Raw genomic sequence first — 21,107 nt, 5'->3', positions numbered from 1 at the left:
GTCAACGCCCTGGGTGTAGCCCACCAGCGCGTCGCCCACATCGCGGAACTTCCACCAGGCATAATCCTGAACCGTGTCCAGCGCGCCATCGACCACCGAGAACTTGAACGTGTCATTGCCCTTGCCACCGGTCAGCGTATCCGCCCCGGCCCCGCCATCCAGCAGGTCGTTGTTCTTGCCGCCATCCAGTACATCATCGCCCGAGCCGCCATAAAGGCTGTCGCCATTGTCATTGCCGTACAGCACGTCATTGCCGATATTGCCATAGAGCAGATCGCCGCCATCACCGCCATAAAGCGTGTCATCGCCGGCCAGACCGTCAAAGATATCCGTCCCGCCACTGATCAGCGCAAGATTGTCATCATTGCCATCCGTCAGCAAAACAGCAGCAGGATCAATCGGATCCAGCCCGACCTGGACGGTCACCCAAGCCGTATTGGACATTTCGGCATTTGCATCCGAAACGCTGTACTCGAACCGATCTATGCCCACGAAATTCGCGTCGTCCGGGGTATATGTAAACGCGCCTGTTCCGGGATCCTGCGACAGCGTTCCGAAGGCCGGTGCCTGGGTGATGACGATATCGCTGGCCGCAAGTGCCGGGCCGTCGGGATCCGTGTCATTTGCCAGCATGTCGAGCTGGAACGGGCTGCCGTCAGCCAGTACAACCCAGTCGTCCTGTGCGATCGGGGCCGTGCGCGCGGCAAAACTCACGGATTCGTAGATGGCGGATGTGGACGGGGCGAAATCGGGATCACCCATCCAGCTTGGCGTCCCGTGCCAGAGGCTCAGGAAGATCTGTGCATCGGCAGTTGGCACATCAAGGTCGACCGGGTCGGTCACCGAATGCAGAAGGATCCCGTTTGCATACCACGAAATCGAATCCGGCCCCCACTCGATCGTGTAGTCATGCAGTCCGGCAGAAGAGTCGAAGCCCAGATCGATAACGGTGCCGACGCTCTCGCCTTCAAAGTGATAGGTCAGTAGCGCCTGGGTCGGGTCGCTGCTGAGGAACTCAAAATCGATCTCGGTCTGGGGGGAATAGAGGAAAAAGGTCGAGTTGGCGCCGCTGCCGACTGCGGTTTGCATCGTAACGGTATAGCTGCCGAAGCTGAAATTCTCGATCGAGCGTATTTCACCGCCGCTGAAGGATTTGCCGTCCTGTGGCTGATCATCCAGTGTGAGGGTGAGCTGACCGGCTGAAACGGTCACATTGGATGGGGACCAGGCCGTATCGATCCATCCCCCGGGCAACGCGTAATCTGATACCAACCAGACACCGGCCTCCAACGGACCGTCAAATTCTTCCAAAAATGTCGACATATACCCCAACCCACTACAAAACAAACGGCGCGGCGTCCCCCCAGGACAATTCCACACCTCTACCGATGGCTAAAATAGACAAACAATCTTAGCCCCCCAACACTATCTTTACAGGTAAGACGACCCCGAGAGCAAATCAACTCTGTGCCATAAACCCGCAGAGATTGTTTCCGCAGTTGCAACGGTGGCTCAAAGCGGCGCGATTCGTGTCCCGCGCGCGCCGATAGAGTCTGCCCCGCTGCCGCCCCCGGGTCGGAAAATGGAATCAATGTGAAACAAATTCAGGCATTTGTCGCCCTTTCGGCAGGTCCGTTGCCCCTCATTCCGGCCTCGAAGAAACCGCCTCTGCCTGACCCTCTTCCGGGGTGTGTGTCATCGGGGTGGCATCCCTGAAACCAACAGCGCTCAACAGCGCACGTATCTTGGTCTCATAGATCGGGCGTGCGTATTTTTGGTCATAGAGCGCCCGGGCATTGCTGGCGCGCCGTCCGGCCTCCTCCGGGTTGTCCAATACCGCGCACATGCCCTCGGCAATCGAGTCGGGCGTCGGCTCGACCAGAAAACAATAGTCATCGTCAAGAACCTGCGTGTGCGACCAGATTCGTGTTGCAATCAGGGGTTTTCCGCTGGCCAGCTGTTCATAGACCTTCAGCGGCGTGTTGGTGCCGTCGATGCGGGGCGACAGCAGCGCATCCGCCTCTCTGTTGAGCCGCAGCGCCGTCGTTTTCGATACCCGGCCGGTGAACACGCATTGATCTGACAGTCCCGCGTCGGCGGCCACCGCCTTCATGGCGGCCACCTGTTCGGGCGTGCCGCCGGCCAGCACCAGCCTGGCCTGCTTGTGCCGGTCGGTGATCTGGGCAAACGCCTTGATGACCCGGTCAATGCCCTGATATTTTTCGAATGTTCCGGCATAAACCATCGTTGGGATATCTGCGGAAAACACGACATCCTCGGCGTCTGAATCCACCGCCACCGGCGCGCTGGGGGACGCTGCCAACCTGACATCGTCGAAGATCGAGTTCTCGATCAGGAAATGCTTGTCCTCCGGGACGCCCTGCTGCAGCGCATAATCCCGCAGGTCGGGGCAGATCGTGATCACCGCATCAGCCGCCTTCAGGCAGCTGTCTTCGAGAAAGCGGAAGATTCCGATCAGTATCTTCGATTTCGTGAACCCGAAATTCTCCAGCTGCTGGGGCAGGCTGGAATGCATGTCATAGATCAGCCGGAACCGGAAGAAAGGCTTCAGGGCCCGGCACCAGAACACGGATTCCTCATGGGCATGCACCAGCCCGTAGCGATGTCGGATCAGCATTCCGATGGTCCAGAACAGAACGAACACATCCAGAAACAGTTTTTTGACCGAAGGACCAACCGGCACCGGTTCGAGAAACCCGATACGCGGGATTCGCACGATGCGAACGCCCGGAATATCCACATCCTGCCCGGGGTGGTAGGTCAGCAGATCGATCTGGACGCCAGCCTCGGCCAGAACCAGCGTGCGGTAATAGACGCTGAACGGCGTGCCGCGGGGCGTGAAGAACGGATGCGGTGCGACAACCAGCATATCCGCGCGTCGCTTGGTCTGACTCATGTGCCGGTCCCCCATCAGAGCCATCCTTCCTTGACGTACCAGTCCGCAGTGTCCACAAGTCCGCTCTCGTTGGTATAAAGATACTCATAGCCGGTATGGTCGCGCATCTTCGACGTATCAAAGGCGCGATCCTTGGTGAAGAACGCCACACGCCGCCGGTAAATCGGCGGCTCTATCCCCAGGGGCTTGCAAATCCATTCGCACAGATCGCCCGCGATGAAGAACGGGGTGACGGGCAGGCGCAGAATTCTGGGTGCTGTTTTCAGTTTCCCGGCAATGACGCGGACCATCTGTTCGATGCTGATAGGCCCCCGGGCGCCACAGATATAGACCTCGCCGAGAGTCCGCTCATGGGTGGCGGACAGGATCATGAACCGCACCAGATCCTTCACGTGGATCAGGTGGTAGAGCCCCTTGCAGCCATATCCCAGGATCGGCACCACCGGTTTCTTCGCCATCTTGAACACTTTGAGCAGGCGGCGGTCGCCGGGGCCGTAGATGGCGGCGGGCCGGACCACGGTCAGCGGCAGTCCGTCGGTCTTTGCAAAGTCGCGGATCCACAGCTCTGCCTCGACCTTGGTGTCCTGATACTGATCGCCGGGCGCGAAGCGGTATTCCTCGTTTGCGGGCGGCTCTTCGATATGGCCGTGAACGCCGATGGTCGACACGTGGACGAAGCGTTTGAATTCCGGGTTCTGTGCTGCGATCCGGGCCAGGTTCTGGGTGCTTTGCACATGCACTTTCCAGTAGACGTCATCGCTGATCTTGGCCTCTCGGTAGGCGGCGGCGACATGGAAGACATAGTGCACCCCCTCGGAGGCGTGGGCGGCTACATCGGCGTCGAACACATCGCCCTGGAAGATTTCGATCGGCAGGTCCTCGATCCCGTCGAGCCGCGACGAGCTGCGCACGATTGCGCGCACGGTGGCGCCTGTGGCACATAATTCCCGGACCAGATGTTTGCCGGTGAACCCGGTGGCCCCGGTCACCAATACAATGTCGCCCTTGCCAATACTCATATTGAGGTTGCCTCTAATTCGTTGATCAATCTGTGTCTGAAGGATGAAGGGGGTAGCCGATTCAGGACCTGTTGGGTCTCAGCGCGTCGCTGTTCGACCGACCAGTTGAAATGATCTGCCAGCGTTTGCTCAATTACGGCGAAGTGCTGCGCGCTCATCCGGCCCGATACCAGGTCGTTTGTTCTGCGCAGGACGATGTCGTCAAGGCGAAACGCCTGGGTGTTCTCGACATGCGCTACCACGAAATCGCGCAGCCCGGCATCGGATAGCCCGCAGGTGTCATGCGGCATGCCGGGATAATCGGGAATCCTTGTGTGACGCGTCTGACAGGCGCGGCGGTCTTTCCACTGATCCAGCAACCGGTCGACGGCCTGTTCCGCGACCAGCCGTGCGGTCGTCCATTTGATGCTGACGATGCTGAACACCCCGCCGATACCATCCGTCGTAGCGTGATCGACGATCCTGCTTTCATGCAGCTTGGCTCCGTCCTCGGTCACGGTGTCGTCTCCCGGTGTGAGCCCCTGGTAACAATACAGGATATCATCGGTCGTCACACCCATCGCCGGAAAGGCGGCTGCGAATTCTTCGACAAATGCCGCGATCTCCTCTTGGTCGACCCTCAGGTCGAGAGTGGTGTCACGATGGGTGAAGTGGGTTGTTCCGATGACCGCCCTGCCTTGCCAGGGCACGACGAAGAACATCCGCTTGGCGGTGTCGATCCGGGAATCGGAGGCGCGGCTGCTCTTGACGGCAAGGGCGTGCGGCAAGGCGGGTTTGCGGGTCACCAGGTTCATGCTCTTGACCAGCCCCACCTGCAGCGACAGCCTGGATCCCCCGGCGCGCCTGATCCAATCCGCCGCCCAGGGCCCGGTTGCGTTCACCACCGCGCGCGCCGCGATCTCGAAGCGATCGCCGGTGCGCATGTCCCGTGCCCCGAGCCCGCAGACGGATTCGGGGGCCGAGGGATCGAAACGCAGTTGCTCGGCCTGCACGTCATTGGCAACGCAGGCACCGTGATCGACCGCTTGTTGCAGGATCTGCAGCACAGCTTTATCGGCGAGTCCGACCTGCGCGTCAGCCCAATAGGCACCACCGGTCAGCGCCTGAGGGTCGATTCCCGGCGCGCGCTTGCGGCAGGTGGCGGCCCGCATCAGCTGGCCCTTCGGCCAGGCCGGCCGGCGACCGTCGCGCAGCGCGACACCGGCGTTCAGCGCCTCGAACAGGGCGATCCCGGCCCCCAAGGCCAGGGGCCCCCGCATGCCATAGCCGTAGGTTGGCATCAGAAACCCCAGCGGCTGAACCAGATGCGGTGCGGTTCTGAGAAAGATCTGCTGCTCGCGGATGGATTCGATGGCCCGCTTGAAATTCAGATGCTGCAGATAGCGGATGCCGCCGTGAATGGTCTTCAGGGAATTGTGGCTGGTGGCGCCGCAGAAATCGCCCTGCTCGATCAGGGCAACGCTCAGCCCCCGCAGCGCCGCGTCCCGCGCCACACAGGCCCCCTGTATGCCGCCGCCGACAACAACCACATCAAAGCGGCGTTTCCGCAGGAGGGAGATGTCGCGCCTCATCGCTTACTCAACGGTGCCCGGTTTTTGCACAAAGGCCAGCATGTGATAGCCGGTGTTGCGGGTCATGCGCGCCGGAAGGGCGTGAAACAGATCAACAAAAAGCGTGTTGTACACGGCGGCCTTCCAGCCTTTATGCACCTCGGTTCTTTTGGGGAATCGGTACAGCTTTATCTCTTTGTCGGGGAATGGCCCGGTCAGTTCCGAGAACTCATCGGGGTCTTTCTTGTGAAAGACCGGCGCGTCCATATAGTCGATCTTCACACCGGCCACGCGATGCATGAAATAGAGCCATGACCGCCGGTTGATCATCATGAGCAGCGCCCGTCCGCCGGGTTTGAGGACGCGATGGATCTCGCGCACCATGTTTTCCGGCGACGGCGTAAAATGCAGCACCGTGTGGCAATAGACGAAATCGAAGCTGTCATCGGGAAAGCTCATAGCTTCGCCATCCATGACGTGAAACTGCCCCGGCAAGTCGCGCCATGCGAAGTTCTTTTCTGCCAGCGCGATCGCCTCAGGAGCGATATCGATGCCGGTGACCTCGGCGCCATGGGAGGCAAAGCGCGCGGTGTCGGTGCCCAACCCGCAGCCGACATCCAGAACTTTCTTGCCGGCATGCCGGTCATAGCCGACCACGGGCTCCAGATATTCGAGTTTATCGAAGCGATAGCGCTCGACCTCCTCGAAGAAGGCCTGCGAGCCGACATCCAGATGGCGGGCCACTTTCCAGTTCGAGACGTTCCGGTCCCAATAATCCGAGATGTTCTTCACCGGTTTTCACCACCTACACGACAACGCCCGACATGATCGAGATGTGCGCACTCTAAGGGGCCTTGATCCTTATTGGCAACACGGGTCGGTCGCGTCACGCCTTCGGCAACAGGTCTGTGCGGGCGAGCGGTATGGGGTGGTTGATGCGGTGTCATTTTTGGTGCTAGGCAATTCATTGCAGGAGATCAAAGCAGGGGAAGCCGGTGGAAAGCCAGCGCAGCGCAGTCCGGAAAGACTATGTCGTCGATGCACTGAGCGATGACGGGTCCGCCCTTAGAAAATACCAGCGGTTCTTCATTGGCGATGAAGGCTGGCGGTCGCTGCTAAAGTATGAATTCGCAATGTTTTTTGCCGCCGGAACCCGCGGCGCGCTGGGTTTTTTCCTGCGCAAGCATCTGTTCCCGGGGCTTTTTGGCGAGGCCGGTCGCGGTTTGAATTTCGGTCGCGATATTTCGCTGCGCTGCCCGGGCCGGATGACGCTGGGCGACAATGTTACGATCGATGACGGATGTGCGCTGGATGCGCGCGGCACCACCGCGCCCGGAGATTTTTCCATCGGCGCGCGCACTTTGATCGCCCGCGATACAGTCCTGCTCGTCAAAAGCAATTATCTCCGGATCGGCTCCGATTGCTCGATCGGCAGCCAGTGCAATCTCAGCGGGGTGTCCGGCATCGAGATCGGCGACCACTGCATCATTGCCGGGCAATGCTATTTCGGGGGCGGGCGTTACAAGATGGCGCTTGGCCAGGGTCCCATGGTGCTCCAGGGGCTTGAAACCAAGGGTCCGGTCAAACTGGGCAACGATGTCTGGGTGGGGGCGCATGTCTCGGTTCTGGATGGCGTGACCGTGGGCGACGGCGCCGTTATTGCTGCAGGGTCGGTGGTGACCTCGGATGTGGCCGAAAACGCCATCGTGGCAGGTGTTCCGGCGCGGCAGGTCCGGCTGCGGAGCTAGGGGCCCTAATCACGTCGGCCTTGCGAACAATTCCGCTACCGTGCGCCGGATTGGTTCCACGGCGCGCGCCACCGTTCGAATCTCTCTTCTGACGCTTCAAGACACCAGGGACCGTGAGAGTGGGAGTCCCGGGAACATGAAAAATGATTTCTTGAGATTTATTTCTTTTAAAAACAAACTCTTAATTGATACAATGCGCGAGGCGTGAACCTTGCTCGCCCCCCCGCATAAGGCGCTTGTGGCAAGTATTTTAGTGCCGGCCCGACCGTAAGCGGACGTCGCGAGGATCTCGCTTTCTTCAAGAATTGCTTTCACTTGCGCGTGTTGCTAGGGTCAACCCGCGCCCGGAAGTAACGGCCCATATTGGTAGCGTGTTTAAGGTTTTGTATTGTTAGGTGTTCGAGCGGGAGTAAGGCATTGGCCGTCAGATATTCCATAATAGTTCCCATATTGAACGAGGAAGACAGCGTTGGTTTGCTCTATAGCAAGGTCGCCAACACAATGGATGGCGCCGGGCTGCCGTTTGAGCTGATCTTCGTCGATGACGGATCGACCGATACGAGCTTTCAGAAACTGTCAGAGCTTGCCGCCGCGGATTCACGGGTCGTTGTGCTGAAATTCCGCAAGAATTACGGGCAGACTGCGGCGATGACCGCCGGTATCGAATATGCGCGTGGCTCGGTCCTGGTGACCATGGATGGCGATCTGCAAAACGATCCCAGCGACATCCCGATGATGCTGGCGAAGATCGACGAAGGCTATGACATGGTGATCGGCTGGCGGATCAACCGTCAGGACAAATGGCTGTCGCGCAAGCTACCCTCGATGATCGCCAACCGGCTGATCGGCAAGGTCACGGGCCTGCCGGTGAAGGATAATGGATGTTCGCTCAAGGTGTACCGGGCGAATGTGATCAAGCGGGTGCCGCTTTACTCCGACATGCATCGGTTCATCCCCGCCATGACGCTTCCCGTTGGGGCCCGGATCGCCGAGGTCGGCGTACGCCATCACGCCCGCCAGTTCGGAGAATCGAAATACGGGCTGTCGCGGATCTTCAAGGTTCTGCTGGACCTGATCGCGATCAAGACCCTGCTGCTTTTTGCACGCCGCCCGATGCGCCGCTTTACCGGGCTTGCCGCCGCCTCGGCGGTCATGGCGATTCTGTTTTCCTGGCCGATCCTGTTCGGGGCAGGTGCGACCGGATCGGGCAGTGTGATGGTATATACGTCGGTTGCGATGCTCTGCGGTTCTCTGACGTTGTTTTTGTTTTTAATCGGCGTGGTGTGTGCCCTGATACATCGCCAGATCGGACCCGCCGAACTATATTGGCTAGGGGATCATTCCGCGCGCGCCCTACCGGAGAGGAATTGATATGCTGCACGACCAGAACCCGGCCGAGACCGAGGCCACCGCAACCGGTCTGGTATCGGTCATCGTCAGCGCCGAGGGCGACGGCAAAGGCTTGGCCGATCTACTGACCGCGTATAGGACCGTCCTGGACGCGCGGCCCCAGTCATATGAAATGATCATTGTGTTCGAGCACGCCTCTGCCGGTATCCGGGCTGCGCTGGAGCCACTGGGCGCGCAATGGCCAAACCTGAGGCTTTTCCCGCAACGGCCATGGAATGGCGAGGATGCGGCGATCAAGCAGGGGATCGGTCTGGCAGTTGGCGATATCGTCCTGACTCTGCCCTGCTGGCCCGAGATTGATCCCGGCTCCATCATCAGCCTGATCGACGCGGTCGGCCCGGCCGACATGGCCGTGGGACGGCGGGGTGAACTCAACCGCAGCAGCATGCAGAAAGTCCGGGCGCAGGCCACGCATGGGCTTTTGAACCTGCTCTTTCAGCAGAAATTCGAAGATGTCTTCTGCCGGGCCCGGGCCGGACGCCGGGATGTGTTTCTGCGGGTTGCCGAACTGGGTGTCAGGCAGCATTTCCTGCCGCTGATCGCAGCTTCGGAAGGCTATGACGTCCAGGAGGTGGACCTGCCCGTCGTCAAGGATGTTGATGCGCAGCAGATCTACAAGTTCAAGCCGAACGCCCATGTGGGGGCTCTAGTTGATGTTCTCACCCTGTTTGTCGGGCTAAAATACCTCAGGCGGCCCTTGCGCTTCTTTGGCTCCGTCGGCGTTCCGCTCATTCTGATCGGGGCGCTGCTGACCGCGTATCTGGTGATCGAGCGGCTCTTTTTCGGCGCCCCTCTCGCGGATCGCCCGGCTCTGGTCTTTGCCGTGTTGATGCTGGTTCTGGGCATCCAGATCGTGGCCTTGGGACTGGTGGGCGAGATCATCATCTTTTCGTCCAGCCGAAGGTTGCGCAGCTATGAAATCGGAGAGGTCCTGCGCGGCCGGCCCTCGACTGCGCCCGGATCAGAGCCTGAGGCGGTCCGCGATGCAGAGGCCCCACCACAGGATGATCATCAGAAGAGCGATATAAGAAGCGATGTTGCGGATGCCTGAAGCGTGAATATGGACCTCCGCAACCCGGATCGTCGTTGGCGTTTCGAACCGCCCTCGGATCGATGCCACATCGCCCTGAAGCGGCGCTGACGCGCTCAGCCGGAATTCTTCTCCTGTCCAGACATGCAGACGGGTGCCGTCAGGGCCGATAGCGAGGCGGCTGCGGTCGAATTCGATTGACTTGCCTGCCCTGTGTTCCACCGCGTCCAGCGTTGCCGCAAAATGCAGATCGGCCGCCCGCGCGCCCTCTATCATAAGGATCGGCAGACCGGCATATGCGAGCAGCAGCAGCGTGGCGGCCACCGCCCGCCAGCCGCGAGGCCATTGCAGGTCCTTGCCGGATTTGAGTTCCTTTATCCAGAGCCAAACCCCGACCGCAACCGACAGGGCATAAAGCGCATGGGTCGGCCAGTCTTCCGGCCAGAACAGGCCGACATTCACCAGATCCCACTGTAGCGGCGCCAGCAGAACAACCCCGTTTGCCCATTTCGTCTGCAAGGCATCCAGACCCAGATGCAGCAGCACGCCAAGCGCCAAAACAGCAAAAACGGATCGGGGCGCCCTGCTGAACAGGGCCAGACAGGCACAGAGGATCAAGGTGACCAGCAAGCTGCTCTGGGCGATCACATAGAGCCGCACCTCCACCGATGAGGCACCGGTCACGCCGACAACAACCCGCTGAAGAATCCACGGCACATCCGGCAGGACGCACCCGGCCAATATCCATTTCGCATCGGCTTTCGGCAGGCATGCCTTGGTCGCCAAATACTGGAACCCAATATGGCCAAGCGTTGCGGGCACGGCTCAGCCCAGGCGTTTTCTGATCTGCATGGCCGTCTGATGCGCCACGAAGCCACCCAGCCCCCGAAGCGCGCCATAACAGTCCGGCGATCTCTCAAGCGCGCGCAACCAAGCGGCCAAGCTGTGAAAAGGACGGTCGGGATCGAGCGCACATTCGGCAACAAAGCCGTATCGACCCGCGGCAGCGGCCTGGTTCCGAAGCGGCAACGGGTCCGATCCCGTCAGAACCCGCCATCCATTTGCTTCGCCCTGCGCCAGAATTCCGGGCCGCGGCGTACCGGTGAGGCGCACGCCGCTATCGGCGAGGAAGAACCCGTCGGATGCCGGTGGGCGGGCAGCAAGCGCCTTCATGATACGCCCGCGTCCGCCGGTCCATTTCCCAACCCCCCATGGCAGGACGGCAAGCGCCCCAAGGTCACGGACAGCCGCCATCACCTCGGTCAGTGGTAGACCGTCGGGAAGGGCCTGTACGGTTCCGTTGGCAAGAACTTCCAGCCCTTCCGCCGTAACGATCTGGCGTCCTGCGACGATGAAAAGCCGGGATCCGTCATCGCGCCGGGCAACCACGGACATCGCCTCTGCGCAAGCGATGATGGACCAGTCGCCCGCGTGATCGGGCAGCGCGCCAAACCGGTCTACGCCCGCCATTTCGGTCAGGAGCAGAACGCCGGTCGCGCGTTCGGGTGATACGGCCAGCCCCATGTTGCGACAGGCGCTGTCCAGCACTCGGGAGATGGGGAAGTCGGGGTGGATATGCACATGACCATCCACGCGGCAGACCTGCCGGGATGGGTCGTTTTCCGCGGAGCCGCCGTTGTCCAAAGCCATCTTCTTTTCCCGATGCCCCCCTGAATCCCTATTGCATATCAACGCCCCGGTTCGGAATCGACAACAAAACCCGCCATTTCGAGTTACTGATTCGGGACCTCGCGGTGATGTCGCTACTTATTCAAACCGAAACGGAAGGATCGGTGTAGCTGAAACTGCGTTCATTCTCTGCCCTGCTGACAAATTGTTCCGCTTAGCGCGCCATTGGAGAGATCGGACAATATCGATACCGCCTTCGAATTGACGAATGGCCAACACCCTGTTTCATTTAGTCATTATCGGCGGTCGCCTATGTGTGATTTCACGTACCGGGTGGCAGCAGACGGGATTGGAATTTGACCGCTATTTGTTACTACACACAGGGACCGTGCGTTAACGAAACATACCACTACCGCAGTTTCGAACAGATTCGAAATCGGTTTTTGGCCGGTCGGGCATGTGCGGGCCTGGCACATATGGATGTTCGAACGCCCCTGCGCGGCCCATAAGGAAATGTCAGTGACCGACAAACCCGAACAGAAACGCATTCACCCCGGCCAGGATCATCCCGGAACAGGCCTTATCCCGCTTGTGCTGATCTCTGTGGTGGCATTTGGCGCAGCTCTTCTCACCCGGATCGGTATGATCGATCACCCGCTGATCTATGACGAGTTGTATCAGTATCTGCCCTCTGTCAGCTGGCAGGAGAGCCAGAGCTTTGCCGTTCTGGACGGCATCTATGACCGGGCCGCCCGCTTCAGCCAGTTGATCGCGCTGAGCTTCGGGATCATGGGAGAGCAATCGGCCAGTGCCGCGCGCCTGATTCCGTCGATCCTTCCCGGTGCGCTTCTGGTGTCGCTGGTCGTGGCCTGGGCCTATCGTGTCAGCGGCAGTGTGACTGCCCTGATCGCGCTGGTTTTTCTGCTGTTCTGGCCGAATGGCATCGAGGTTGCGCAATATATCCGTTTCTATTCGCTGCAGGGCGTGCTTTTTGTGGCCGGAGCCCTGCTGGTCTATGTCGCCCTTGTCGAGTTCAGGTCGCTGGCATGGCAATTGGCAGCCCTGGCCGCTGCGGCTGTTCTCTTTCTGATCGCCCTCGATTTGCAGATGCTGACAGCATTGGGCATAGGCGCGGTCGGGCTCTGGGTGCTTCTGGTCTTTGCGCCGGGCTGGCTGCGGGCATATCCGCGGCTGTGGTGGTTAGTTGGCCTTGTGTTGCTCACGGTCGCAGGTGTCTTGCTGAGCGGCATCTTTTCTGCCGAAATCCAATGGCTCTGGACCACATATAACTGGGAACCTTGGCCGCCCGCGAACGACACCACGTTCTATCACCGGAATTTCCGGGACAATTACCCTACCTTCTGGCCGCTGTTTCCGGTCATCGCCATCATCGCGTTGCGGGCCAATTTCCTGCCAGCCTCTTTCTGTCTGATTGTGTTTGCTGCAACCTTCGTGCTGCAATCTTTCGGAGGGCTGAAGAATATCCGTTATCTCTATCCGACGATGCCGTTCTTCTTCGTGCTTTGGGGCATCGGCCTGCAGGCAGTGCTTCCCACCGTGTGGCGGTTTCTGAAAGACGGCGCGGCAGAGGCGATGTCGTTTCTGCTGCCCGCATCTTTGAAGAAACCGTTCGCCTGGTTGATGCTGGTCGTCGCGGCGGGGTTCGTCGTCTTTGCCAACCCGGTCTTTATCCGCAGCACCAAGCTGATACTGGGAAAAGACGAAAACACGTTGCTGGGCAAAACCCGCTGGCAATGGACGGATGCAGAGACCCTGCTTGCCCCATGGCTGGCAGACAATGCGCTCATCGTGACCGAAGAGGAAATGCGCGCTGTCGAATGGCTGGGTGATTTCGATCTGGCATATAACAAGCCCCGATTCTCGGAGTTCCTGTATGTCCGGGGCACCGAGACGCCGCCGTTCAGTCTCGACCGCAGGACAGGCCGGCCCCTGATCGGGGATTTCGCTGACTTTGAGCTGACGGTTCGGTGCATCCCGGTGGGCGTTTTCATAACCAACCAGCCCGGTGTCCGGCACCCCAACATCGTCAGGCTTCTGCAGGACACCCGGGATGCGGATCTGCATTTCACGCTGCAGACAGGAAGCGGGTCCTCGCTGGTTGGCTGGCGGCATGGCGAGACCATGAACCTGCCTGCCGACTGCGCCCGGCTACCGGATTTCGGCACGCCTTCGGCTGCCGGGCGGATTCTGTCGGGCCAGTCCGAACCTCAGAGCGTCTCGTCAGCCACGGCAGACAGGTAGGGATCGCATTCCGGCAGCCAGGGATCGACAGAGCCATAGTCAAACTGGGTCTCGCGCTGCTGCTGGATGGCGATAATGTTGCTTCTGGTCAGGATCGTATACAGAAACCGGTCCTGCAGCGCGGCTGCGGGGCCGATCATTCGCAGCCGGTCGCCGTGCCAGGCAAAATACATCTCTGCGGCCAACCGTTTGGCCGGGCTGCCTTCTCCGGCAAGGGAGGCAAATTCGGTGACGAAATTATTGATGCCGTCAAGTTGCAGAACCTCGGGCCCGAAATGATCCCGAAGCGTGCGCCGAAGAAACGCGGTCGTGCCGCCCAGGGATAGCGGTACCGCCACCAGCGCGGCGGCGGCGCCCCCGCCGATCAGGAACATCCGGCGGCGCATGGTCATAGCGTTTCCCCCGCATAAAGAGACAGCGCCGACAGCGTCAGCGTCGGGTTGGCGGCGGCCCCTGTTGTAAAGGCGCCTGCCCCGAGACAGGCCAGGTTCGCAATCCCGAAGACGCGGCAGGATTTGTCGACGACCCCGCCTGCACTGTCCGCAGCCATGGGCGTGCCACCGACAATATGCGCCTCGGTCGGCTCAAACCCGCCAAACCGGACGATCTCATGTTCAAACGGGATCAACGAAGAGATCATGTCACGCGCGCGGGCGAGGCCTGCATAGGCATAGCCGCTATGCCCGGTCCATTGAATGACCGGCTCATCCTCTTTCAGAACCACCCGGTTTTCGGCCAGTGGCAGATCCTCGGCCACCAGTTTGAGCTTGAGCCGGTGCAGCCATTTTCCACGCTCCAGCCGCAGCGATTGTGGCGCGTTCCAGCTTTCGATCATCACCGAGGCCGCCTCGCGGCGGAAATCACCATCATAGAACCCATAGCCCATGCCGGTCAGGGAGGTGCCGCCATAATAATTGTCGAACGGGATATCGACCCAGACGAACTGGCCCAGCTGTTCATGAATGCCGCGCCCGACCAGATCGGAGCCGATGCCTGATCGCAGCAGAATGGCGGAATTGTAGATCGGGTTGGCCCCGAGACCGATGAAATCGCCGCGCAGCGTGATCGGGCCAGCCCCGGCGGTGTCGGCCACAATACCCGTCGCCTGACCGGCTGCGGTCTCGACCACTCGGCATTCCGCATCGAGCAGAAAATGGAACCCCTCATCCTCGAACAGGTCCAGCGCGTTCAGGATGGTGAATTTCGCATCGATGGGGCACAGGTTGCAGGCGCCCGACACGCAGCAATTGGCGCGCCGGCCGCCATTGGAGCGGGCGCAGGGCATTGGCTGCCAGCTTGGTTCAGCGGCAAACAGCTTGCGTTCGGCGCGGGTCGGCACATGCGGCGGAAACGGATAGGGCGCGCTGCGCGGCGCGTATCCGGCCTCATCCGAACCGGCGATGTCCATCAGATATTCGGCCTCGACCATATACGGCTCGAGTTCGGCATAGGAAATCGGCCAATCCTGACCCACGCCGTAGCGCGATTGCAGTTCGAAATCGCTGGGCTGCAGGCGTGGCGTATTCCCCCACCAGCAATTCGAGCAGCCGCCGAATTGATGGCGTACGGTCCAATCCTTGCGCTGCCCGGAACTGTTTTCCTGCGCAACGCCGGGAAAGGATGGGATCAGGCGGTTTTCAAGCTGGGTATCATGATCGATAAAAGGGCCGCGTTCGACAAAGAGGACCTTCAGTCCCCTGCCCTTCAGCTTGTAGGCAAAAAAGCACGCCGCAAAGCTCGACCCGACCAGGATAACGTCCCAGCCGGTCTTTTGAGCGTCTTCCGCGGATATGGGTCTCAAATCTCGGTCCTATCTGTTCCTGTTGCGGGGCGTGCTCCGGTCTCGCACCCGAAAATATAGGCCTGCGCCACGTGCAGGCCGGTTGGTCTGCTGCAGATGGATCAAGCGGGCCCGTTCAGGATAATACCGGCGCCGCCAAGCTTCATGTCCCTGAATATATTCAGACTATCGGTGATGCTGCCCAGGGTGACCTTGTTGGCCTCGATGGTGAAAATACCCAGATCCTGGGAGCTTAAAGTGGCGAATCTGTTTGAAACATCGTCAAGGCCCGGTGCGTCGATAATCACGACATCATAGGCCTTGCGCAGCAATGAGATCAGGTCCTGAACCCGCTCGGCGCTGTAGATGATCGACGGATCCGCCGCGGATGTCTGGGTTCCGATACAATCGAAACCACCCTCGGAATTCGTGGCGACCACACATTCGTTCAGGGGCTTCTGGCTGTGGATTGCCGACAGGAAACTGGCCTTGTCCGATACGCCGAGACTTGCGGTCAGCTGTGCGGTCCGGAAATCGCCGTCCACCAGAACACATTTCTTGCCGCGTTGGGCGCTTGCCCAGGCCAGCAACACAGCCGACAGCGTCTTGCTGTCATTTGCATTGTAGGACGTGAAGAAAATGGACCTGAGGGATTGCTCATTATGCAGATTTATATTGTCGGCCAGATTCAAGGCGGCCCGGGCCAGATCCTCATCCTGTGACAACCGCCGAAGCAGATCCTGCACCGAACCGGTTTTTCTGAGGCGCGGCGTGTTGCCGAAAACGGCCAGCCCCGTCGCGCTGAAAATCTGTCGAGGCGCGGCGAGTTTCCTAGGGCGCCATTCCAGCGCCAGCGCCAGTGCCGCTCCCAGCGACAGGCCGCCGATCAGGGCCAGAACCGCGGCAACTTTCTTGCGCGGATGTGACGGGCTGCTGGGCGGTGTCGCGTATCTGATGACCTTTGCATCCGAGATCGGGATCTTCTGGAATTCGCTGATTTCCCGGTAGCGCCCGAGAAAATCCTCGTAGACGCGCAGGTTGATATCGGCCACGCGCTGAAGCTGGTTTAATTCGATCAACTGCTTGGACCGCTCCAGATTCAGGCCTTCGAAACTCCGCAGGCTGATCTCCAAGGTCCGGACGTTCAGCCGCAGAGTCTCCACGCGGTTGTTCAGTTGCAGCAGTAGGTTTTCCACCTCGGTGGCCAGATCAGCCTCGGTGCGCGCGATCGCACGCCGGATCGAGGCAACCTGCGCAGATTCGTCGGAAAAGCCTGAAGCTGCCGCGGTTTCCTCGCGTCTCAGTTCCACAAGTGTCCGGCGAAAGTCGACCAGGGCATCGCTGGTCAGGATATTGGCGGTCGCAAGCGGGCCTTCGGCTTCGTTCACCAGCGTGGCGCGGCGGATCTGAGCTTCGGCCTGGGCCAGCTCGGCGCGTGCATTTACCAGCTTTGTGGTGAATTCCTGCATCTGCTGGTCAAGGCGCGCGCCGTTATCAGCATCCGCTTCCATCGCGCTGCGCAATTCCAGAACCGCCCGCTCCGATTCCTCGACATTATTGGCCAGTTCTTCCACGCGCCCTTCCAGCCAGCCGGTAAACCGGCTTGCCGCCTGGAACCGCTTGTCGGCGAGAAAGCGGATATATTCGCCCATGACCGTGTTCGAGATGGCGGCCGCCTTTTGCGAGTTCTCGGAGGTGGCCTGCACCGACATCAGAAAAGACGTGCCCTGCTGGCGGATGGCCAACCCCCTGCGGACAATGCCGACAGCGGCGCCCAGATCCCCGACCAGTTGCTCATTGAGAGATGCCGCCTCAAGGATTTCCTGGTTCCCCGCCCCGCCTGCGGTCGCCACGCTATCGCTTTGTGGCCGTTCCGGCCGCAGAATGGATTTTGCCGTTGTCTTGAGCCAGGTGATCACCGGGTTCGGCGCGCTCTGCTCTCGGAGGCTGGGGTTGAATTCCGGGTCTTCATCCAACTTCAGCTTGCGCACCACATTGATCAGGATGTCGTTGGATCGCATGATCGCGATCTCGCCTTCGATCACCGCATTGCTGAGCACCTGGGCCTCGACCAGATCAAACGAGTTCTGCTCGCTCAGCCCCTGGCCACCCAGCAGAAGCTGGCCGCCGGATGTATAGGTCGGCGTGATCGTCGTGAGGTAGTATACGGCAAGTGCCAGGCACAGCACCCCCGTCATCGTGATCAGAACCATGCGACGGCGGAACGCCTGCACGACATCCAAGAACTCAAGCGTCTTGGGTTGGGATTCCGCAGCTTTGGGCAAGCGCATATCCAGTTTTCTGTCAGGCGGTATAACTTTATTCATACGTCTTCATCAGCTTCCGAGAACAACACCAAAACGTTCACACAACTTCTTTTACACATTACAGAAGCGATCTTACGCCCAAAAGACCACTCATGGGCGAAGATAATCGACCGAAACAACCAGGTTCCAGCTTCCGAGACTACATCCGATTTAAATCTTTGAAAAGTCAGGACGCTGGTTGCACAGGGATTTGCGCCTCACCAGCGAACACTGTCAACAGAAGGAAGGGTAATCTGGCCCAAATCAGGGCATTGTTCATCAAAATAGAGGAGGCCAGCAGCAACCGCGACACTATCGAGCAAACCACCAGTGCACTCCCGGCATCGCAAACGCGCCCTCGCGCCCGTGTCTGGCTTTTCAAACTTGAAACACCCTGACAAAAAAGCGTAAGCGGAAGACACCCGGATCAGCGCAAGTTGCACCCCCCTCCGGCAAAGATTGTAACATTAGATGAAATGGTCATAATTGCTGACCGCAAGGGGTTGTTCGGGTGACGGCGCATTTTTTACGTGTTTACAAATTGACTTCTTCAGAGAGTTCCCGTTTCCAGAACGGCAAGAGGCGTCCACAGCGATGACCAGCGATTCAGAACATGTCGGGATTGCATTTGTCGGCTGCGGGTATGTGGCCGATCTGTACCAGGCAACGCTTGCCAACTGGACCGAGTTGCTGCACCTGCGCGGCATCCGTGACATCAATCCTGCGCGACAGAAGACATTCGCAAAACATTATGGCCTTGCGGAATATGCCAGCATCGACGCGGTGCTGGCCGATCCTGGTGTCGAAATCGTGGTCAACCTGACGCCACCCGATCAACATTACGCAATCACCAAACAATGCCTGGAAGCGGGGCGGCATGTGTATTCCGAAAAGCCTCTGGCGCTTGATCTGGGAGAAGCGCGGCATCTGGTCGAACTGGCCGAGCAGCGGGGGCTTCAGGTGGTTTCGGCGCCGTCCAGTTTCCTGGGACCTGCGGCACAGACCCTGTATCAGGCGGTGCGCCGCGGCGAGCGCGGCACACCGCGCCTGATCTATGCCGAGATGGATGACGGCATGGTGCACCGGATCGGCTATGAGAACTGGAAAACCGCATCAGGCGCCTATTGGCCCGCTGAGAACGAATTTGAGACCGGATGCACATTGGAACATGCGGGCTACGCGCTGACCTGGATGGTCGGCATGTTCGGGCCAGTGCGCCGCATGGTCTCTTTTGCAAGTTGCCTGATCCGCGACAAGGGCCCGCACACGCCGCCGGATTATTCGACCCCGGATTTCACCGCCGCCTGTCTGGAATTCGATAACGGTCTGGCCGCGCGGCTGACCAACAGCATTCTGGCACCGCATGATCACCAGTTCCGCATCATTTGCGAAGATGGGGTGCTCAGCCTGGACGAGACCTGGAATTTCTCTGCCCGCGTCCGGTCCTCACCGGTACCGGCAACCCGGCTGCATCGCGGGGCCAAAAAGCTGTTCGGGCTTGATTTCGGCCGGCGGATCAGCCCTGAACCCTCGCGCGAGATATCAACGGCCAAGCGGGGCTATCCGATGGATTTCGCGCTGGGGATCGCCGAAATGGCCACGGCGATACGGCAGGGCACCGCGCCGCGCCTGGCCGGAGAGTTTTCGCTGCACATTACCGAAGTCTCGCTTGCCATCCAGCATCCCGAGATTTTCGGAGCCGAGTACTTTCCGACCACCGCACCTGCGCCGGTGGAGCCCATGACAAAGATCTGAGCCGGCGCGGTGACATCCCGTACATGCGTTGTTATGAAAACCAGAGGGGTTTCGAGAAGGGTCCCGGAAAATGAACGTTGACGAGACCGCCCTTCCGGGTGTGCGGGTTCTGACCCCCGCACGATTTGGCGATGCGCGGGGATTCTTCAGCGAAAGCTGGAACAAGCGCCTGCTGGCCGAACATGGGATCACGCTGGATTTCGTGCAGGACAACCATTCGCTTTCCATGCAGGCGGGCACCATTCGGGGCCTGCACTTTCAGGCGCCGCCCGCTGCTCAAGACAAGCTGGTGCGCTGCGGGCGCGGCGCGCTTTTCGACGTGGCGGTCGATATCCGCAAGGGCAGCCCCACCTACGGGCAGTGGACAGGGGTGGAGCTGAGCGCCGAGAACGGCAAGCAGCTGCTGGTTCCGGCCGGCTTCCTGCATGGGTTTGTCACCCGCCAGCCCGAGACCGAGATCTGCTATAAATGCACCGATTATTACGCCCCCGAATGTGACGGCGCGGTGCGCTGGGACAGTTGCGGCATCGACTGGGGCTTTACCGGTGATCCGGTGCTGAGCGACAAGGATGCCGCTGCCCCCGCACTGGTCGATTTCATCAGCCCCTTTGTCTGGGAGGGCGCAGCATGAAGCTGCTTGTGACCGGCGGGGCCGGGTTCATCGGATCAGCGGTGGTGCGCCGCGCGATCCGCGACGGGCATGAGGTGATCAATCTCGATGCGCTGACCTATGCGGCCTGTCTGGACAATGTGGCCCCCGTGGCCAATGCGCCCGGTTACACCTTTGTAGAGGCTGATATTTGTGATCGCGCCGCCCTCGATACGGCCTTTGCCACCCATCAGCCCGATGCGGTGATGCATCTGGCCGCCGAAAGCCATGTGGACCGCTCGATCGACGGGCCCGGCACTTTCATCGAGACCAATGTGACCGGCACCTATACACTGCTGGAGGCCGCGCGCGCCTATTGGGTGGGACAGGGAAGGCCGCAGACCTTCCGCTTCCACCATATCTCGACCGATGAGGTCTATGGTTCGCTGGGCCCCGATCCCGACCGCGACGGCCAGTTCACCGAAGACACCTCTTATGATCCGCGTTCGCCCTATTCGGCCTCCAAGGCGGCCAGCGATCATCTGGTGCGCGCCTGGCACGAGACCTACGGGCTGCCGGTGGTGCTGAGCAATTGTTCCAACAATTACGGCCCCTATCATTTCCCCGAAAAGCTGGTGCCCGTCGTGATCCTGAACGCGCTGGCGGGCAAGGTGATCCCGGTCTATGGCGCGGGAGAGAATGTGCGCGACTGGCTCTATGTCGAGGATCATGCCGAGGCGCTGCTGACCGTGGTGCAAAAGGGCGCGCTGGGGCGCAGCTATAATATCGGCGGCGAGAATGAGGTGAAGAATATCGATCTGGTACGGATGATCTGCGCTATTCTTGATCACAAGAAACCCGCAGACAGACCCTATGCAGAGCAGATCAGCTTTGTCACCGACCGTCCCGGCCATGATCTGCGCTATGCCATCGACCCCACCCGCATCCGCGACGAGCTGGGCTGGCGGCCCAGCGTGACGCTGGAGCAGGGGCTGGAGAAAACGGTGCAATGGTATCTCGACAACAAGGCCTGGTGGCGCGCGCTGCAAAACCAGTCCGGTGTCGGCGAGCGGCTGGGGGTCAAAGCCTGATCCGCATGCTTCATCTGGCCA

At 60.1% G+C, this 21,107-nt stretch carries 17 protein-coding genes; 7 read left to right on the top strand and 10 right to left on the bottom strand.

Features of this window, described 5'->3' with window-relative positions:
• From AB1E34_RS19910 to AB1E34_RS19890, 5 genes are all read right to left on the bottom strand, one after another.
• A partial coding sequence (locus AB1E34_RS19910) for a family 16 glycosylhydrolase (RefSeq protein ID WP_372574067.1) occupies positions 1-1,323 on the bottom strand: 1,323 nt, incomplete at its 3' end.
• 319 nt (positions 1,324-1,642) lie between these two features.
• Positions 1,643-2,917, bottom strand: a complete 1,275-nt coding sequence (locus AB1E34_RS19905; RefSeq protein WP_372574066.1) for a glycosyltransferase family 4 protein — start codon at positions 2,915-2,917, stop codon at positions 1,643-1,645.
• A gap of 14 nt (positions 2,918-2,931) precedes the next feature.
• Positions 2,932-3,936 carry an NAD-dependent epimerase/dehydratase family protein gene (locus tag AB1E34_RS19900; RefSeq protein WP_372574065.1) on the bottom strand — a complete coding sequence of 335 codons (1,005 nt, stop codon included), beginning with the start codon at positions 3,934-3,936 and terminating at the stop codon, positions 2,932-2,934.
• Entirely contained in the window at positions 3,933-5,507 is a 1,575-nt protein-coding gene (locus tag AB1E34_RS19895; RefSeq protein WP_372574064.1) for a glycerol-3-phosphate dehydrogenase/oxidase, read from the bottom strand. The genes AB1E34_RS19900 and AB1E34_RS19895 overlap by 4 nt, the downstream gene beginning before the upstream one ends.
• Positions 5,508-5,510: 3 nt before the next feature.
• Positions 5,511-6,278, bottom strand: a complete 768-nt coding sequence (locus AB1E34_RS19890; protein WP_372574063.1) for a class I SAM-dependent methyltransferase — start codon at positions 6,276-6,278, stop codon at positions 5,511-5,513.
• A gap of 203 nt (positions 6,279-6,481) precedes the next feature.
• Between AB1E34_RS19890 and AB1E34_RS19885 the strand changes: the two genes are divergently transcribed.
• The 3 genes from AB1E34_RS19885 to AB1E34_RS19875 all read left to right on the top strand — a co-directional run bounded on the left by AB1E34_RS19885 (position 6,482) and on the right by AB1E34_RS19875 (position 9,695).
• Entirely contained in the window at positions 6,482-7,234 is a 753-nt protein-coding gene (locus AB1E34_RS19885) for an acyltransferase (protein WP_372574062.1), read from the top strand.
• Between the two features lie 417 nt (positions 7,235-7,651).
• On the top strand, positions 7,652-8,605 hold the full coding sequence (locus AB1E34_RS19880; protein WP_372574061.1) for a glycosyltransferase family 2 protein: 954 nt from the start codon (positions 7,652-7,654) through the stop codon (positions 8,603-8,605).
• A gap of 1 nt (position 8,606) precedes the next feature.
• Entirely contained in the window at positions 8,607-9,695 is a 1,089-nt protein-coding gene (locus AB1E34_RS19875) for a glycosyltransferase family 2 protein (RefSeq protein WP_372574060.1), read from the top strand.
• On the opposite strand, the gene AB1E34_RS19870 is transcribed toward AB1E34_RS19875, so the two are convergent.
• Positions 9,606-10,496, bottom strand: coding sequence for a hypothetical protein (locus AB1E34_RS19870; protein WP_372574059.1), 891 nt, complete (start codon positions 10,494-10,496; stop codon positions 9,606-9,608). The genes AB1E34_RS19875 and AB1E34_RS19870 overlap by 90 nt on opposite strands.
• Before the next feature lie 3 nt (positions 10,497-10,499).
• Positions 10,500-11,324, bottom strand: coding sequence for a hypothetical protein (locus AB1E34_RS19865; RefSeq protein ID WP_372574058.1), 825 nt, complete (start codon positions 11,322-11,324; stop codon positions 10,500-10,502).
• A gap of 498 nt (positions 11,325-11,822) precedes the next feature.
• Here AB1E34_RS19865 and AB1E34_RS19860 point away from each other — a divergent pair, with 498 nt between their 5' ends.
• Positions 11,823-13,565, top strand: coding sequence for a hypothetical protein (locus tag AB1E34_RS19860; protein WP_372574057.1), 1,743 nt, complete (start codon positions 11,823-11,825; stop codon positions 13,563-13,565).
• Here the strand turns inward: AB1E34_RS19860 and AB1E34_RS19855 are convergent.
• From AB1E34_RS19855 to AB1E34_RS19845, 3 genes are all read right to left on the bottom strand, one after another.
• Positions 13,532-13,957, bottom strand: a complete 426-nt coding sequence (locus AB1E34_RS19855) for a hypothetical protein (RefSeq protein ID WP_372574056.1) — start codon at positions 13,955-13,957, stop codon at positions 13,532-13,534. The two genes, AB1E34_RS19860 and AB1E34_RS19855, sit on opposite strands and share 34 nt — an antisense overlap.
• Positions 13,954-15,366 (bottom strand): GMC oxidoreductase, encoded by a 1,413-nt coding sequence (locus tag AB1E34_RS19850; protein ID WP_372574055.1) that lies wholly within the window; start codon positions 15,364-15,366, stop codon positions 13,954-13,956. Before AB1E34_RS19850 ends, AB1E34_RS19855 begins: the two co-directional genes overlap by 4 nt.
• Before the next feature lie 101 nt (positions 15,367-15,467).
• Positions 15,468-17,636 carry a GumC family protein gene (locus tag AB1E34_RS19845; RefSeq protein ID WP_372574054.1) on the bottom strand — a complete coding sequence of 723 codons (2,169 nt, stop codon included), beginning with the start codon at positions 17,634-17,636 and terminating at the stop codon, positions 15,468-15,470.
• A 609-nt stretch (positions 17,637-18,245) separates the two neighbouring features.
• On the opposite strand from AB1E34_RS19845, the gene AB1E34_RS19840 reads away from it, so the two are divergent.
• From AB1E34_RS19840 to rfbB, 3 genes are all read left to right on the top strand, one after another.
• The gene (locus AB1E34_RS19840; RefSeq protein WP_372574053.1) at positions 18,246-19,406 is read left to right on the top strand and encodes a Gfo/Idh/MocA family protein; all 1,161 of its coding nucleotides are present in this window, start codon (positions 18,246-18,248) and stop codon (positions 19,404-19,406) included.
• Positions 19,407-19,476: 70 nt separating this feature from the next.
• Entirely contained in the window at positions 19,477-20,037 is a 561-nt protein-coding gene (gene rfbC, locus AB1E34_RS19835) for a dTDP-4-dehydrorhamnose 3,5-epimerase (protein WP_372574052.1), read from the top strand.
• The gene (rfbB, locus tag AB1E34_RS19830; RefSeq protein WP_372574051.1) at positions 20,034-21,086 is read left to right on the top strand and encodes a dTDP-glucose 4,6-dehydratase; all 1,053 of its coding nucleotides are present in this window, start codon (positions 20,034-20,036) and stop codon (positions 21,084-21,086) included. The genes rfbC and rfbB overlap by 4 nt, the downstream gene beginning before the upstream one ends.
• The last annotated feature ends 21 nt before the right edge of the window (positions 21,087-21,107 follow it).

Origin of the sequence: Ruegeria jejuensis (assembly GCF_041537905.1) — a bacterium.
In the GTDB taxonomy this organism is placed as follows: Bacteria; Pseudomonadota; Alphaproteobacteria; order Rhodobacterales; family Rhodobacteraceae; genus Ruegeria_C.
This window is presented reverse-complemented; position numbering and strand designations above follow the sequence as displayed.

Bases quoted from the DNA above. Each gene is read 5' to 3' on its own strand.
- AB1E34_RS19855 (WP_372574056.1), bottom strand. From the start codon at position 13,957: ATGACCATGCGCCGCCGGATGTTCCTGATCGGCGGGGGCGCCGCCGCC.
- AB1E34_RS19905 (WP_372574066.1), bottom strand. From the start codon at position 2,917: ATGAGTCAGACCAAGCGACGCGCGGATATGCTGGTTGTCGCACCGCAT.
- AB1E34_RS19840 (WP_372574053.1), top strand. From the start codon at position 18,246: ATGACCAGCGATTCAGAACATGTCGGGATTGCATTTGTCGGCTGCGGG.
- AB1E34_RS19895 (WP_372574064.1), bottom strand. From the start codon at position 5,507: ATGAGGCGCGACATCTCCCTCCTGCGGAAACGCCGCTTTGATGTGGTT.
- AB1E34_RS19875 (WP_372574060.1), top strand. From the start codon at position 8,607: ATGCTGCACGACCAGAACCCGGCCGAGACCGAGGCCACCGCAACCGGT.
- AB1E34_RS19865 (WP_372574058.1), bottom strand. From the start codon at position 11,324: ATGGCTTTGGACAACGGCGGCTCCGCGGAAAACGACCCATCCCGGCAG.
- rfbC (WP_372574052.1), top strand. From the start codon at position 19,477: ATGAACGTTGACGAGACCGCCCTTCCGGGTGTGCGGGTTCTGACCCCC.
- AB1E34_RS19900 (WP_372574065.1), bottom strand. From the start codon at position 3,936: ATGAGTATTGGCAAGGGCGACATTGTATTGGTGACCGGGGCCACCGGG.
- rfbB (WP_372574051.1), top strand. From the start codon at position 20,034: ATGAAGCTGCTTGTGACCGGCGGGGCCGGGTTCATCGGATCAGCGGTG.
- AB1E34_RS19845 (WP_372574054.1), bottom strand. From the start codon at position 17,636: ATGCGCTTGCCCAAAGCTGCGGAATCCCAACCCAAGACGCTTGAGTTC.